This is a genomic window from Sphingomonas hankookensis (genome assembly GCF_028551275.1).
Lineage (GTDB): Bacteria > Pseudomonadota > Alphaproteobacteria > Sphingomonadales > Sphingomonadaceae > Sphingomonas > Sphingomonas hankookensis_A.
Genome location: NZ_CP117025.1, coordinates 3,429,664 through 3,443,741, shown reverse-complemented (window position 1 = coordinate 3,443,741; position 14,078 = coordinate 3,429,664). Strand labels below are relative to the sequence as shown.

Genomic DNA, 14,078 nt, shown 5'->3' with positions numbered 1-14,078 from the left:
AGTGTCGTGCCGAGTTGGTTTGCCATTGTTTGACGGCCGTGGCGCGCGAGGCTGCGAAAACGCGGTGAGTGTGAACTTAGTGAACTTTGGCGTCGGCGATGGGGTGAGGGCGTGGCGCCGATGGTGCGCCGACAGGGAACATCCGGGCGCTTCCTGCGCTGTAACCGTATAACTTCGGTGAGGAAAATATGGGTGCGACGACGATAGGCGCATTGGTCGGAGCGGCCATCGACAAGATGAGCGGCGATGACGATTCGAGCGTCGATGGTGCGATCAAGGGTGCCATTGTCGCCAATGTACTGAAAGTCGTCGTGCCCATGGCGATAACCTATGCGGTCGGCTGGGCCGTACTGCGCGGTGCCGCCGAACTGAAGGAACAACTCTTCGAAACGGAGGATGCAGCATGATCGGACGGATTATCGGCGCGCTCGTCGGGCGTGAGATGGATCGCCGCGATGGACGTGGTGGTGCGAAGGGTGCTGCGATGGGCTGGCTGGCGGGCAGCGCGATGCGCCGCATGGGGCCGCTGGGCATGATCCTGGGCGGCGGCTATGTGGCCAAGAAGGCCTATGACCGGCGCAAGCTGGACAAGATGCGACGCGGCTACTGACGCGTACCCGGTCCGCCTGGCTCGGGCGGACCGGTGCCGGACGGGGCCGCCCGCGACCGGCCGGACAGACCTTCACATCTGTGTGAACCCGATCGAGGGGCGATGGCTTTGTACCGTCGCCCCTTGACGCCGTCCGCCTGTACGCGCGAATAGGCCGGTCCATGAGCCATCTGCCCGACCCCGACCTCCACGGTTTCAAGCGCCGCGGCGTGTTGTTCGTCCTGTCCTCGCCCTCCGGCGCGGGCAAGTCGACCATTGCGCGCAAGCTGCTGGCCGCCGAGGACGATCTGGTCATGTCGGTATCGGCGACCACCCGCGCCCCCCGGCCGGGCGAAACCGATGGCAAGGAATATCATTTCGTCGATCTCGAGGAATTCCGCCGCATGGTCGCCGACCATGAATTCCTCGAATGGGCGCATGTGTTCGACAACCGCTACGGCACGCCGCGCGCGCCGGTCGAAGCGATGCTGAGCGCCGGCAAGGACGTGCTGTTCGATATCGACTGGCAGGGTGCGCAGCAATTGTTCCAGATCGCCGGCGGCGATGTGGTGCGCGTCTTCATCCTGCCGCCGTCGATGGCCGAGCTGCGCCAGCGGCTGGTGTCGCGCAACACCGACAGCGCGGACGTGATCGAGGGCCGCATGGCCCGCGCCGCGGCCGAGGTCAGCCATTGGGACGGCTATGACTATGTGCTGGTCAACGACGATGTCGAGGATTGCTTCCGCAAGGTGCAGACGATCCTCGCCGCCGAACGCCTGCGCCGGTCGCGCCAGACCGGCGTGATCGGCTTCATTCGCAAGCTGATGCGCGGCCCGGGCGAGTGATGGCGTGCTGACCGTTCGATAGAAGGACGTCACCCCGGACTTGATCCGGGGTCCCGCTTCCTTCCAACGGCAGCACAAGAAGCGGGACCCCGGCTCAGGCCCGGGGTGACGATCAGAGAGCGGGTGCGCCCTTACGGCTGCGCCACCTTTATCTCCGCCGCGTTCGGGGCGACCGGAGCACCTGCCGGGCGTTCCGAGAATACCGGCTCGCTGCCGGGAACCGTCCCTTCATCGGCAATCCCGGCGGCATAGGACGCGCTGGCGTCGGTACCGTCCGCCTGATGCGCGCGGGGCGGGGGGAGCAGCTTCGGTTCGTCATTCCGCCGACGCGGCGTCGATCCGCGCAGCGACAGCAGCATACCCGCCGCTACGCCGATCCCGCCGAGCAGCGCTGCGGTCGTCCACGGCCGCATCTGCGCTTCGAGCGCCAGGCTCTGCTTGCGGACATAATGGTCCTGATTCGACCGGGCGCGGCCATCGGCGCGCGGCTCGTACAGATTGTCCTTGGCACCCGGCGTGGCGGGGGTGTCGGTGGTCTGCGCCTCTTCCTTGAAAAATTTCTCCATGAACCGGTCGGCGCTGCGCGGCAGCAGGTTGCTCATCTTGGTCATCGCCAAGCCGGTCCCGCCGACCGTCAGGTCGCGCTTCTGATGCGCGGCGGCAAAGCAGATCGCCTTGGCCACCAGTTCGGGATCGTAGACGACGGGCGGTACGCGCGCGGGCTGATCCATGCGGTTGCGGGCATGTTCGGGATAGGGGGTGTCGATCGCGGCCGGCTTGACCAAGGTCACCGATACCGGCTTGCCATCGGCTTCCACCTCCATGCGGAAGGCTTCGGTAAAGCCCTGCACCGCATGCTTCATCGCGCTGTATGCGCCCTGCACCGGAACCGAACGGTCCGACAGGATCGATCCGATATTGACGATCGCACCACCCCCGCGCGCGGTCAGTTCGCGCGCGGCATAGAGCGACGCGGCGACCATCGCGAAATAGCCGACATCGAACACCCGGCGCTGTTCGTCGATGCCGGTTTCCTCCAGCCGGGCATAGAGCGCGACGGCGGCATCGTTGACCCAGGTGTCGAACCCGCCGAACGCTTCGCGCGCCTTCGCCCCGATCCGTTCGGGCGCATCGGCGGCGGTAACGTCGATGGCGAGGTGGTCGGCTTTGCCGCCACGCAGGCGAATCCCCTCGACCGCCTCGCGCAGCGCGTCCTCGTTGCGGGCGACCAGCAGGACGCGGGCGCCCTCGCGCGCGGCGCGGCGGGCGGTGGCGAGACCGATGCCGGACGAGGCGCCGGTAATGACGATGGTCTGTTCGGATAGCGGCTTGAGCGTGACGGCCATGACGATACTCCCAGGGCTTACAGATCGCGCGCTGAACGCACGGGCTGCGCCTAGGGTCCGCCTAAGCTATTGCTCCAGAACGGCCATCCGCTGCGGCAGCACCGCCATCACCGCGCGGCGCGCGTCGGAATCGATCGCGGTCCAGCGCGCGATCTCGTCACGGGTGCGCCCGCAGCCGAGGCACCAGCCAGTGGCGGTATCGATCGAACAGACCAGCACGCACGGGCTTTCGATCGCCTGTACCGCGACCGTTTCGAACGGATCGTCGTCCACGGCGATCAGCCGGGGATGCGGACGTTCAGGAAGGCGGGGAAGGGGCCGTTCCATGCGCCGTCCTCGACCGCGTCCTGCTGGACATAGCGGGCGGGGCGCTCGTCGCGGCGCTGGTCGTAGCGCTCTTCGCGCTCGCGATGGGGGCGGCGCTCCTCGCGGGCCAGCCGTTCGTCGCGCTCCGGGTGGCGCGCGCGGGCAGGCGCTGCTTCGGCCTCGGCGGCGGGGCGACGACGGCCACGGCGCGGTGCTTCCTCGACCACCTCCGGCTCGGGCGCGTCTTCGGTGGGCGCGCTGCCCATGTCGAGGACCGGAATCTTCTGACCGGTCAGCTTTTCGATATTGGCGATATTCTCGGCATCGTCCGGCGTCACCAGCGTATAGGCGACCCCGGTCGCGCCGCCGCGGCCGGTGCGGCCGATGCGGTGGACATAATCGTCCGGGTGCCACGGCGCGTCGAAGTTGAAGACGTGGCTGACGCCCTTCACGTCCAGACCGCGCGCGGCGACGTCCGACGCCACGAGGATCGACACGTCGCCCTGCTTGAAGCGTTCCAGTTCGGCGATGCGCGCCGACTGGTCCATGTCGCCATGGATTTCGGCCGAGCGGAACCGGGCGCGCTGCAGGCTCTTGTTCAGCTCGCGCACCGTCGTCTTGCGGTTGCAGAAGATGATCGCCGTGCGAACGTCTTCCTGCGCCAGCAGCTTGCGCAGCACGTCGCGCTTCTTCGCGGGCGCGACCGGCACGACATGCTGGGTGATGTTGGTGTTCGTCGTGGCGGGTCGGGCGACCTCGATCGTCTTGGGATTGTCGAGGAACTTGTCGGCCAGCTTCTTGATCGGCGGCGGCATGGTGGCCGAAAACAGCAGCGTCTGGCGCTGCTTGGGAAGCTTGGTGCAGATTTCCTCGATATCGGGGATGAACCCCATGTCGAGCATCCGGTCGGCTTCGTCGATGACCAGCATCGAACAGCCGGTCAGCAGGATCTTGCCGCGCGTAAACAGGTCCATCAGCCGGCCCGGCGTCGCGATCAGCACGTCGACACCCTTTTCCAGCGCGGCCAGCTGGTCGCCCATCGACACGCCGCCGATCAGCAGCGCCATGGAGAGCTTGTGGTTGGCGCCATACTTCTCGAAATTCTCGGCGACCTGCGCGGCCAGTTCGCGCGTCGGTTCGAGGATCAGCGAACGCGGCATCCGCGCCCGGCTGCGCCCCTGCGCCAGGATGTCGATCATCGGCAGCACGAACGACGCGGTCTTGCCGGTGCCGGTCTGGGCAATGGCGACCAGATCGCGCATCATCAGGACCGACGGGATCGCCGCCGCCTGGATCGGGGTCGGTTCGGTATAGCCCGAATCGTTGACGGAACGCAGCAGTTCGTCGGACAGGCCGAGATCGGCAAAGGTCATTGCGATTCCATGGCTGGGGAACGCAACACGACCGCGCTCCGATAAATCCGACCGGCCCTTGCGAAAAACACCGGAAAAGTCAAGTTTTCCGTGGGTCAGCGCGCCGGGACCAGCGCCCGGAACGCGGCGATGCGGCACTGGCCACCCGAACGCGACCGGATGACGTCGCGCGACGCGCACATCCGCCCGTCGCCGCTCGGCTTGATATACAGGCCCGACACGAAATCGAGCGACGGGCAATCGTCGGCCAACCGGGCGCGCAGGCGACCGCCGCTGCTGAGCAGCAGGTCGACGCTGTCGGTGCGGCTGATCGTCACCGCCGCCAGATTTTGCAGCGGTACGCAGCGGTCGGTGCGCTTCTCGACCCATTGGATCGGCGGAAGCGCGCGGGGCGCGCTGTAGGACACGGGGGCGAAGGGCGCACGCGGCACGCGCAGGATCACGCGCTGTACCCGCACCTCGGTCCGGACGGTCGTCGTCGGCGGCGCCTCGGCAGGACGACGCTGTGCCGCGCCGGGCAGGGCGAGCAGGAGCAACATCATGGTCGCTGCGGAAAGCGGCAGTGCGGTCACGCGGATATCATCCTATGCCGGAATTTAACCGCAGATGAACTGGCGGCAAGGGGGATCGAAATGCTAACCCCTTCGGATGACGACCGACGCCATAGCCGCCATGGTCGCCGATGCGCGGGCTGCGTTCGGCGACCGGATCGTGACCACCGATGCCGATCGGATCGCGCCGTGGCTGACCGACTGGCGCGGGCGTTATCACGGGATCAGCGCGGCGCTGTTCGAGCCAGCGAATACTGCCGAGGTCGCGAGCGTGGTCGCGATGGCCGGGCGGCACGGTGTCGCGCTGGTGCCGCAGGGGGGCAATACGTCGATGGTCGGTGGCGCGACCCCGCCGGCCGATGGATCGGCGGTGTTGCTGTCGCTGCGTCGCCTAAATCGCCTCCGGCAGCTGGGCGAAGGGCAGGCCGTGGCCGAGGCCGGCGTCATCCTGCAACATCTGCATGAGGCGGCGGCGGCGGCGGGGCAGCGTTTCCCGCTGACGCTGGGCGCGCGGGGTAGCGCCACCATCGGCGGGCTGGTGTCGACCAATGCCGGCGGGACGCAGGTGCTGCGCTGGGGCAATATGCGCCGGCTGGTGCTGGGGATCGAGGCGGTGTTGCCCGACGGGACGGTCCATGACGGGCTGGCGGTGTTGCCCAAGGACAATCGCGGCTATGACCTGACGCAACTGCTGGTCGGGGCGGAGGGGACGCTGGGCATCGTCACCGCCGCGACGCTGCGGCTCGCCCCCGCGATCGCCGAGCGGGCGGTGGCGTGGGTCGGCATCGCCGATCCGCAGGCGGGGCTGGACCTGTTGCGGCGGATGCAGGCGGCGACCGACCGGATCGAGAGTTTCGAGATCATTCCGGCCGACACGCTGGCGCTGGCGGTCGCGCATCTGCCGGGCGCCCGCCCACCGCTGTCCGGCGACCATCCGTGGCAGCTGCTGATCGAGGCGGTGGCCGCCCCCGGCGAATCGCCACCGGGACCGTTGCTGGAGGAGTTGCTGGCGAGCGGGGTCGAGGCGGGGCTGGTCGCCGACGCGGTGCTGGCCAGCAGCGAGGCGCAGGCCGAAGCCTTTTGGCGGTTGCGCGACTCGCTTTCCGCAGCAGAGAAATCGACCGGCCCGGCGGTCCAGCACGACATCTCGGTACCGGTCGACACCATGCCGCGCTTCATGGTCGAGGCCGGGCGAGCGGCCGAGGCGCGTTTTCCCGGCACCCACGCCACCGCCTTCGGCCATCTCGGCGACGGCAATGTCCATTTCCATGTCCGTGCGCCGGGCGGGGCGGACCCGGCGCGCTGGTATGCAGAGGACGCGCCGATCATCACCCGCTTCGTCCATGATGCGGTGACGGCGGCGGGCGGATCGATCTCGGCCGAACACGGCATCGGCCAGATGAAGCTCGGCGAACTGGAACGGCTCGTCCCGCCCGCGCGGCTGGCGGCTTTGCGGGGCATCAAGAGCGGGCTGGACCCGCAGAACCTGTTCAATCCCGGCAAGCTCGTATCGCTTGCACCCCGCAGCGCCAATCCATAGACGTGGGGGTCGAGGCTCGCCCGGGGGGGCGGCCGCCCGGCATGGTATCGCCGGGGCGACTATAGAGTATCTGGAGACCCTGAAATGGCCAGCGCGCCGCAGAATCAATCGCTTCCGCTGTTCTACAACCAGCTCGAACCGCTTTCGAGCCAGACGCATGCCAATTGGAAGGTCCGCGCGAGCGAGACCGCGCCGTTCCTGGTCGGGCAGCACGCCATCCCGGTGACCGTCGAGGAATTCCCGCTGGTACAGCGCCGGATGCCGATCGTGTTCTCGGTTGGTGACGATCCCGTGCCGCTGGCGCTGATGGGCCTGAACGAAGGCGTCAACACCTTCCTCGACGATAACGGCCGCCTGCGCGACCTCGACACCTATATCCCGGCCTATATCCGCCGTTATCCGTATCTGCTCGCCCGGCTGCGTCCCGACTCGGAGGACCTGTCGCTGTGCTTCGACCCGACGTCGGACGTCATCGGCCCGTTCGAGGATGGCGAACCGCTGTTCGATGGCGACCAGCCGAGCGAAGTGACCAAGCAGATCCTCGCCTTCAACGAACAGTTCGAACAGGCCGGGCAGCGCACCGGCATGTTCATGAAGGAGATCAAGGAACTGGGCCTGCTGATGGACGGCGAAGTTGCTATCCAGCAGGAAGGCAACGACCAGCCCTTCGTGTACCGCGGCTTCCAGATGGTGTCCGAGGAAAAGCTGAACGAACTGCGCGGCGATCAGCTGCGCAAGATGCAGCAGTCGGGCATGTTGCCGCTGATCTTCGCCCATCTGTTCTCGCTGTCGCTGATGCGCGACATTTTCGCGCGCCAGATGCAGCAGGGCAAGGTGCAGCCGCAGCCGGTCGCGGTCCCGACCTTCTGATGACGGTCCGGCCGATCCAGGGAGGCCGCTATTCCGGCATCGCGATCCTGTTCCACTGGACGATCGCGGCGCTGGTGCTGGTCAACCTCTGGATCGGCCTGATCGGCGGATCGATGCCGGCGCACAAGGCGATCGGCATCACCGTGCTGGTCCTGACGCTCGGCCGGATCGGCTGGCGTCTGGGCCATCGGCCACCGCCGCTGCCGTCCGGAACGCCGGGATGGGAGCGGATGGCCGCCCATGCGACGCACCTGCTTCTCTATCTTCTGCTGATCGTCCTGCCGCTGAGCGGCTGGGCGATGGTGTCGGGCGAGAAGCGTTATCCGCTCGACTGGTTCGCGCTGTTCCCGATCCCCTATCTGCCGATCCCGCCGTCGTTCGCCCATCTGGGGCATGAAGCGCACGAGCTGCTCGGATTCGCGATGCTCGGACTGGTCGCGCTGCACGTCGCCGCCGCGCTGCGGCATCATTTCCTGCTGCGCGACGGCGTGCTGTCGCGGATGCTGCCGGGGCCACGCGCGGTGCGCTGACGTGCCGTGGCGATAAAGTCACGGTCAATCGCAAAATGGGTCTTGAACCCCTGCGACCGCCTTCCTAAGTTGCAGATACACGGTCCGATGTTCCCCCCTTTCGTTGGGCCGTGCGGCGCGTTTCACGCGCCTCCTCCCTGAACCTTGGCCACTCCGTGCAACCGCACGGGGTGGCTTTTTTCTGTGCTACTCTGCCGCGATGCGGTGGGTGGTGGACAGCGCCGCCTCGGCCAGCGCATCGATCATGGCGCGGACCCATGCCGCCGTGGTCGCGACACCGTCGCCGGGCTGGTCGAACTCCTCGTCGAGATACAGGCTGCGGTCGATTTCCAGTTGGAGTGCATGGATACCGGCACGCGGGCGGGCATGGCTGGATAGGATATGGCCGCCGGCATAGGGGTGGTTGATCGCCACCCGCAGCCCGGTTTCGTGCACGATCGCTGCTGCCGTGTCGGTGAACAGCGAAGCGCAGCTGTGCCCGTGGCGATTGCCCAGCACCACCTGCGCCGGCACGACGCCGGGCAGCGGTGGCATCGAATGGAGATCGAGCAGCAGTGCGACGCCGAACCGGGCCCGGGCGGAGGCCAGCGCGCCGTCGAGCGCGGCATGATAAGGGGCGTGGTCCTGGGCGATCCGCGCCGTAACCTCCGCATCGCTCAGCTTGCGCCGCCACATATTGTCGGCCCCGCCCGCCCGGCGGGGGATGAGCCCGATGCCGCTGCGCACCTTGTCCGATGCCTGCGCCGCAAAGCCGCGCGGATCGGCACCGGCATCGACCTGCGGATCGCGGTCGCGCAGCGGAGAGCGGTTAAGGTCGATCCAGCCACGCGCGCGCCGGGCGACGAACAGCACCTCCCGTTCAACCGCCTGCATCGCCACGGCATCGACATGCCGGTCCTCCAACGCAGTCAGTCGCGCGACCGGCACGGTCAGCAGCGCCTGCATTGCCGCTGGATATTCCCGCCCGGCATGGGGCACCGACACCACCACCGGCGATACCGGTTCGTCCGGTCCGTACCGGTCGAATGTGGGGCGGGTGGGGGATGCTTCCATCGGTCGCAAAGGATCACGCTCCGTCGCGATTGTCGAGCGTCCGGCTGGAAAATCTTAACCACCTTCGCCTAGTTAAGGGGCTGGCATCGAAGGGAGTCGGATGTTCAGAATCTTGCTGGCCGAGGACGATCAGGTGATGCGCGAATATCTGACGCGCGCGCTGGAACGTGCCGGCTATTTCGTCAGCGCGGTGGACCGGGGCACGGCGGCGATCCCGTTGTTGCAGACCGAATCGTTCGACCTGCTGCTGACCGACATCGTCATGCCCGAGATGGACGGCATCGAACTGGCGCAGCGCGCCGGGGAAATGGTGCCGGACCTGCGCGTCATGTTCATCACCGGCTTTGCGGCGGTGACACTCAAGGCCGGGCGACAGGTGCCGCACGCACGCATCCTGTCCAAGCCGTTCCACCTGCGCGAGCTGGTGGCGGAGGTCGATCGGCTGTTCGAGGGAGAAAGAATCCCAACGAGCAATTAAGGGCTTGTCAGCGGGAATCGGCGCCGCTAACAGCGCCACTCCGGTTTCGCTCTCTCCGGAAACAGAGAGAGCGCCGGGCGCGTAGCTCAGTGGTAGAGCACTGTGTTGACATCGCAGGGGTCGCAAGTTCAATCCTTGCCGCGCCCACCATTTCGGAAACCCCGTCAGTCCGTTGGATTGGCGGGGTTTTTGCTGTCTGGCGTCCGTTTCGACCATTGCGCCGGGCGTGCGCTGCGATAGCTTGGCCCGGTCGGATCGAACGGGGGATGGATATGCGCTGGCACGGAGTTTTCGGGGTGGCGGCGCTGGCGATGGTTGCTGCGCCCGTCGCTGCACAGACCGAGCCGGTCGAGGAAGTCTCGGTCGATCAGTTGCAACAGCGGATGCAGTCGGGGGCGACCAGCAGCGTCGCCATCACCCAGGCCTATCTCGCGCGGATTGCGGCGATGGACCGGCAGGGGCCGACGCTGCGCAGCGTGATCGCGATTAATCCCGATGCGCTGGCACAGGCCAAGGCGCTGGACGACGAACGTCGCGCCGGGCGGGTACGCGGGCCGCTGCACGGTGTGCCGGTCCTCATCAAGGACAATATCGAAACCGCCGATCCGATGGCGACGACCGCCGGCAGCCTAGTGCTGAAAGACAATGTCACCCGTCGCGATGCGCCGGTCGTCGCCTATCTGCGGCGGGCGGGGGCGGTGATCCTTGGCAAGACGAACCTGTCGGAATGGGCCAATATCCGCTCGACCCGGTCGATGAGCGGGTGGAGCGCGGTCGGCGGGCTGGTACGCAATCCCTATGCGCTCGACCGGACGGCGTGCGGATCGTCCTCCGGATCAGGCGCGGCCGTTGCCGCCAGTTTGGCTGCGGTCGCGGTCGGGACCGAAACCGATGGTTCAGTAGTGTGTCCGTCGTCGATCAACGGGCTGGTCGGGTTCAAACCGACGCTGGGCCTGGTCAGCCGCAGCCGAATCGTGCCTATCAGTCATAGCCAGGACACGCCGGGGCCGATGGGCCGGTCGGTCCGCGACGTCGCGCTGCTGCTGTCGGCGATGATCGGGCCCGATCCGACCGACCCGGCGACGGCGCGGACGGTCGCGCGCGATTATGCCGCCGGGTTGTCGGCGGGGACGTTTAACGGCAAGCGGGTGGGTGTGATCCGGCCGACCGGAATGGCGGCGGCGCTCGCCGAACGCTTCGATGCGGCGCTGAAGGTCCTGCGCGCCGCCGGGGCGACGCTGGTCGATGTCACCCCGCCGAAGCTCGACGGACTGGGCGAGGCGGAGTTGCTGGTGCTCAAGACCGAGTTGAAGGCCGATCTCGACACCTATCTCGCCACCACGCCCGCGACGGTGACGGCCCGGACCCTTGAACAGGTCATCGCCTTCAACCGCGCCCATGCCACGGCCGAAATGCCATTCTTCGGGCAGGAACTGTTCGAGGAGGCGGCGAAGACCAAGGGGCTGGCCGATCCTGCCTATCGCACCGCCCGCGCGACGTCGCTCCGGCTGGCGGGGCGCGAAGGGATCGATGCGATGCTCAAGACCGCGCGCGCCGACCTGCTGGTCGAACCGACCTATGCCGCCGCGTGGCTCAGCGATCCGGTCTATGGCGACCAATATGGCGGTCCGTCCGCGTCCGAGCTGCCAGCGGTCGCCGGCTATCCGCACCTGACCGTGCCGATGGGGCTGATGCAGGGGCTGCCGGTAGGGCTGTCGTTCATCGGCACCGCCGGCACCGACGCGGCGATCCTGTCGGCAGGCTACGCCTATGAGCAGCGCGCCAAGGCGCGGGTCGCGCCGCGCTATCTTGCACAGGCGGTGGTCGCGCCGGGGCTGGAGGGCACCCGGCGCTGACCCGTCCTACCGCGGTAGCCGCGCGATCGCCGCCGCGTGATCCGCGACCAGCCGGATCGTCGTGTCGCCGGTGAAGATCCCGTACCAGCCCTGCGGTTCGTGGGGCGGGTCGCCCATATATTGCCGGTCGCCCTCGGCAAAGCGATAGTCTGGGTGCTGCGCCCGCGCCTCGCCATTCCACGCCCAGAAATTGGTGCCGACGATCGGCCCGCCCTCGGTCATGCTCTTGAGCGCCGCGGCATAGATGCGGCCGTAGAAGCGGTCTTTCCAGGTCGTAGGCGCGGCGGGATCGTTGCTGCCGCCGTCGCGGGGATAGCCGAACTCCTCGATCACCATCGGCTTGTCGAGTTGGCGGGCGAGTGTAACGTGATCGGCAATATATTTGTCCGTCAACATTTCACCCCGGGCGGCGGTGTTGGGGAGGTCGGTCTGCTTCACCCAGTCCCAGTTGTTGGGCCATATATGTACCGTCAGATAGTCGATTTCGGGGATGGCATGTTCGGCCAGCACGATGTCGGCGCGTTCCAGCCCGCCCTTCAGCCCCTCGCTGCCGGTCGAGACCAGGTGATTGCGATCGATCGACTTGATCAGCTGCGCGCTGGAGCGGACCCAGGCGTAGAATTGCGGCAGATTGGCATGCGCCAGGTCGCCCGAGGGGCGCGGTTCGTTCGACAGCTGCCACGCCATGATCGCGGGATCGTCGGCATAGCGCATGCCGGTCACGCTGTTCGTCCGGCCGACGACGGTGCGGATCCAGTCGCGATACAGCTCCATCGCGCGGGCATTGCCATAGAATTGCGCGTTGTAATTGGCGAATTCCGGCCATGGATGCGCCGGATCGTTCATGTTCAGATACTGGCCGCCATTGACGTAGGAGAGGTACGTCATCATGCCGCCCGACCATTCCCAGAAATTGGTCAGATACAGCACCGCGCGCATGCCGCGCTTCGCCATTTCGGCGAGCGCATAGTCGAGGCCCGCGAGCAACGTCTGGTTGTAATCCTTGCCGGGACCGCGAAAGCCCGGCTTGATCGAATTCCTGAGCGGCCCTTCCTCGGCCGATGCCAGCACGCGCAAATTGGTGACGCCCATCGCCGCCAGCGCATCCAGCTCCCGTCCCAGCCGCGCGCGGTCACCATAAGGCGCATCGGCCCCCAGATAGGCGGCATACCAGATGTTCGCGCCGACAAAACGATAGGGTTCGTCGCCGACCATCAACCGCATACCGTCCCGCCGGACGAACGCCCGGTTCGTCGAGGCAGGCGTTGTCGCGACCGGCGGCGCCATGGTGCAGCCGGCCAGCAGCGCGGACGTGCCAAGGAATGTGCGGCGGGCGAATGTCGTCATCAGGTCCCCTTCCAGCGTGCCGATCCCGTGCCGGCGCGTCGTTCGATCTGGCGGGCAGAGTGGTCGGCGCGCGTCACCGCTGTCAACGACAATATTGATATTTGTTTTTGCTATTCGGCGCATCCGGGTCGCGCATGAAAAAAGATCCCATGGGCGCGGGCTGGCGCCGGTTGAGGCAGACTGACCTTCCCGCTTTGTCGTGAAGGAGGTTGCCCGTGCCCGTGTCCGTCTCATGCCATGCCGCCGTCAGCACGCAGCTGAACGCAATCTTCGTGTCGCTGGAGCTGAGCCGCTCCACCTGGCTGGTGACGTCGCTGTCGCCGGGTCGCGGCGAGCGGATCTCGCGGCATCAGGTGAAGGGCAGCGACGTGCCGGCACTCCTGGAGCGGTTCGCGCAGTTACAGGCGAAGGCGCGGGAGCGGACAGGCGAGCAGTACCCGTTGGTCGTCATCCAGGAGGCGGGCCTCGACGGCTTCTGGATACACCGCTGCCTGGTGCGCGAGGGTATCGAGAGCTACGTCGTCGACGCCGCCTCGATTGCCGCTTCACGACGCAGCCGGCGCGCCAAGACGGACAAGCTCGACGGCGAGGCGCTGGTCCGCACGCTGCTGGCCTACAAGCGCGGGGAGCCGCGGGTGTGTGCGATGGTGGCGGTGCCGAGCGTCGAGGACGAGGACCGGCGACGCATCTCGCGCGAGCGGCGGGCTTTGGTCGTGGAGCGGGTGCGGCACGTCAACCGCATCAAGGGCCTGCTGTTCGCGCAAGGGGTCGGCGACTACGAGCCACTGCGCGCCGACCGGCGGGCGCGGCTGGACGAACTGGTGACCGGCGATGGACGACCGCTGCCCCGGCATGTTCGCCGCGAGATCGAGCGCGAGCTGGACCGGCTGGAGATGGTCGTCGGCCAGATCAAGCAGGTCGAAGCCGAGCGCGACGCGCTGCTCGAGCCGCGGTCGGATGCCGCCGGTGAGGCGGACACTGGTCCCCGGCTCATCCAGTTGCGCGGCATCGGTCCTGAGTTCGCCGGCGTGCTGCACGCAGAAGCGTTCTTCCGCAGCTTCAGCAATCGACGACAGGTCGCCGCCTATGCCGGGCTGGCCCCATCACCGTGGCAAAGCGGCAGCATGGACCGGGAGCAGGGCGTGTCCAAGGCGGGCAACAAGCGGTTGCGAACGACCATGATCCAGGTCGCCTGGCTGTGGCTGCGTCATCAGCCGGACTCGGAGCTGACGAAGTGGTACGCGGAGCGGGTGGGCGCGAACGGTGGTCGCGCGCGGCGGGTCATGATCGTGGCAGTCGCACGCAAGCTGCTGATCGCGCTGTGGCAGTTCGTCTCGGCCGGCGTGGTGCCCGCAGGCGCGCTGCTGAAGGCCGCATGAGCACGTAACCCGATA

Annotated in this window: 15 protein-coding genes and 1 tRNA gene; 10 read left to right on the top strand and 6 right to left on the bottom strand. The window is 67.3% G+C overall.

The annotated features are described in order from the left end of the window. Positions 1-188: 188 nt before the first annotated feature. From PPZ50_RS16370 to gmk, 3 genes are all read left to right on the top strand, one after another. On the top strand, positions 189-407 hold the full coding sequence (locus PPZ50_RS16370; RefSeq protein WP_066688568.1) for a hypothetical protein: 219 nt from the start codon (positions 189-191) through the stop codon (positions 405-407). Beyond that, on the top strand, positions 404-610 hold the full coding sequence (locus PPZ50_RS16365) for a hypothetical protein (protein WP_110152741.1): 207 nt from the start codon (positions 404-406) through the stop codon (positions 608-610). Before PPZ50_RS16370 ends, PPZ50_RS16365 begins: the two co-directional genes overlap by 4 nt. Before the next feature lie 161 nt (positions 611-771). Continuing rightward, the gene (gene gmk, locus PPZ50_RS16360; protein WP_066688570.1) at positions 772-1,434 is read left to right on the top strand and encodes a guanylate kinase; all 663 of its coding nucleotides are present in this window, start codon (positions 772-774) and stop codon (positions 1,432-1,434) included. A 131-nt stretch (positions 1,435-1,565) separates the two neighbouring features. On the opposite strand, the gene PPZ50_RS16355 is transcribed toward gmk, so the two are convergent. From PPZ50_RS16355 to PPZ50_RS16340, 4 genes are all read right to left on the bottom strand, one after another. Beyond that, positions 1,566-2,780, bottom strand: a complete 1,215-nt coding sequence (locus PPZ50_RS16355) for an SDR family oxidoreductase (RefSeq protein WP_272815530.1) — start codon at positions 2,778-2,780, stop codon at positions 1,566-1,568. Positions 2,781-2,846: 66 nt separating this feature from the next. Beyond that, positions 2,847-3,053 carry a DUF1289 domain-containing protein gene (locus PPZ50_RS16350; RefSeq protein WP_272815529.1) on the bottom strand — a complete coding sequence of 69 codons (207 nt, stop codon included), beginning with the start codon at positions 3,051-3,053 and terminating at the stop codon, positions 2,847-2,849. Positions 3,054-3,058: 5 nt separating this feature from the next. After that, positions 3,059-4,459: a DEAD/DEAH box helicase gene (locus tag PPZ50_RS16345; protein WP_272815528.1), complete on the bottom strand. Its 1,401-nt coding sequence runs from the start codon at positions 4,457-4,459 to the stop codon at positions 3,059-3,061. Between the two features lie 95 nt (positions 4,460-4,554). Continuing rightward, a complete protein-coding gene (locus PPZ50_RS16340; protein ID WP_066688578.1) occupies positions 4,555-5,031 on the bottom strand; it encodes a hypothetical protein in 477 nt (158 codons plus the stop codon). A 76-nt stretch (positions 5,032-5,107) separates the two neighbouring features. On the opposite strand from PPZ50_RS16340, the gene PPZ50_RS16335 reads away from it, so the two are divergent. From PPZ50_RS16335 to PPZ50_RS16325, 3 genes are all read left to right on the top strand, one after another. Continuing rightward, entirely contained in the window at positions 5,108-6,550 is a 1,443-nt protein-coding gene (locus tag PPZ50_RS16335; protein ID WP_272815527.1) for an FAD-binding oxidoreductase, read from the top strand. Positions 6,551-6,634: 84 nt separating this feature from the next. Next, positions 6,635-7,420, top strand: coding sequence for a SapC family protein (locus tag PPZ50_RS16330; protein WP_272815526.1), 786 nt, complete (start codon positions 6,635-6,637; stop codon positions 7,418-7,420). After that, a complete protein-coding gene (locus PPZ50_RS16325) occupies positions 7,420-7,950 on the top strand; it encodes a cytochrome b (RefSeq protein ID WP_272815525.1) in 531 nt (176 codons plus the stop codon). The genes PPZ50_RS16330 and PPZ50_RS16325 overlap by 1 nt, the downstream gene beginning before the upstream one ends. Positions 7,951-8,136: 186 nt before the next feature. On the opposite strand, the gene PPZ50_RS16320 is transcribed toward PPZ50_RS16325, so the two are convergent. Beyond that, complete coding sequence (locus PPZ50_RS16320) at positions 8,137-9,003, bottom strand: N-formylglutamate amidohydrolase (RefSeq protein ID WP_272815524.1); 867 nt, start codon at positions 9,001-9,003, stop codon at positions 8,137-8,139. A 100-nt stretch (positions 9,004-9,103) separates the two neighbouring features. Between PPZ50_RS16320 and cpdR the strand changes: the two genes are divergently transcribed. The 3 genes from cpdR (at position 9,104) to PPZ50_RS16305 (ending at position 11,337) form a co-directional block, all read left to right on the top strand. Further along, a complete protein-coding gene (gene cpdR / locus PPZ50_RS16315; RefSeq protein ID WP_055761907.1) occupies positions 9,104-9,481 on the top strand; it encodes a cell cycle two-component system response regulator CpdR in 378 nt (125 codons plus the stop codon). A 75-nt stretch (positions 9,482-9,556) separates the two neighbouring features. Next, positions 9,557-9,631, top strand: a tRNA-Val gene (locus tag PPZ50_RS16310). 116 nt (positions 9,632-9,747) lie between these two features. Beyond that, a complete protein-coding gene (locus tag PPZ50_RS16305) occupies positions 9,748-11,337 on the top strand; it encodes an amidase (protein ID WP_272815523.1) in 1,590 nt (529 codons plus the stop codon). Between the two features lie 6 nt (positions 11,338-11,343). Here the strand turns inward: PPZ50_RS16305 and PPZ50_RS16300 are convergent, their stop codons facing one another. Beyond that, entirely contained in the window at positions 11,344-12,684 is a 1,341-nt protein-coding gene (locus PPZ50_RS16300; protein ID WP_272815522.1) for a glycoside hydrolase 5 family protein, read from the bottom strand. 221 nt (positions 12,685-12,905) lie between these two features. Here PPZ50_RS16300 and PPZ50_RS16295 point away from each other — a divergent pair, with 221 nt between their 5' ends. After that, positions 12,906-14,063 carry an IS110 family transposase gene (locus tag PPZ50_RS16295; protein ID WP_174435570.1) on the top strand — a complete coding sequence of 386 codons (1,158 nt, stop codon included), beginning with the start codon at positions 12,906-12,908 and terminating at the stop codon, positions 14,061-14,063. Positions 14,064-14,078 lie beyond the last annotated feature (15 nt).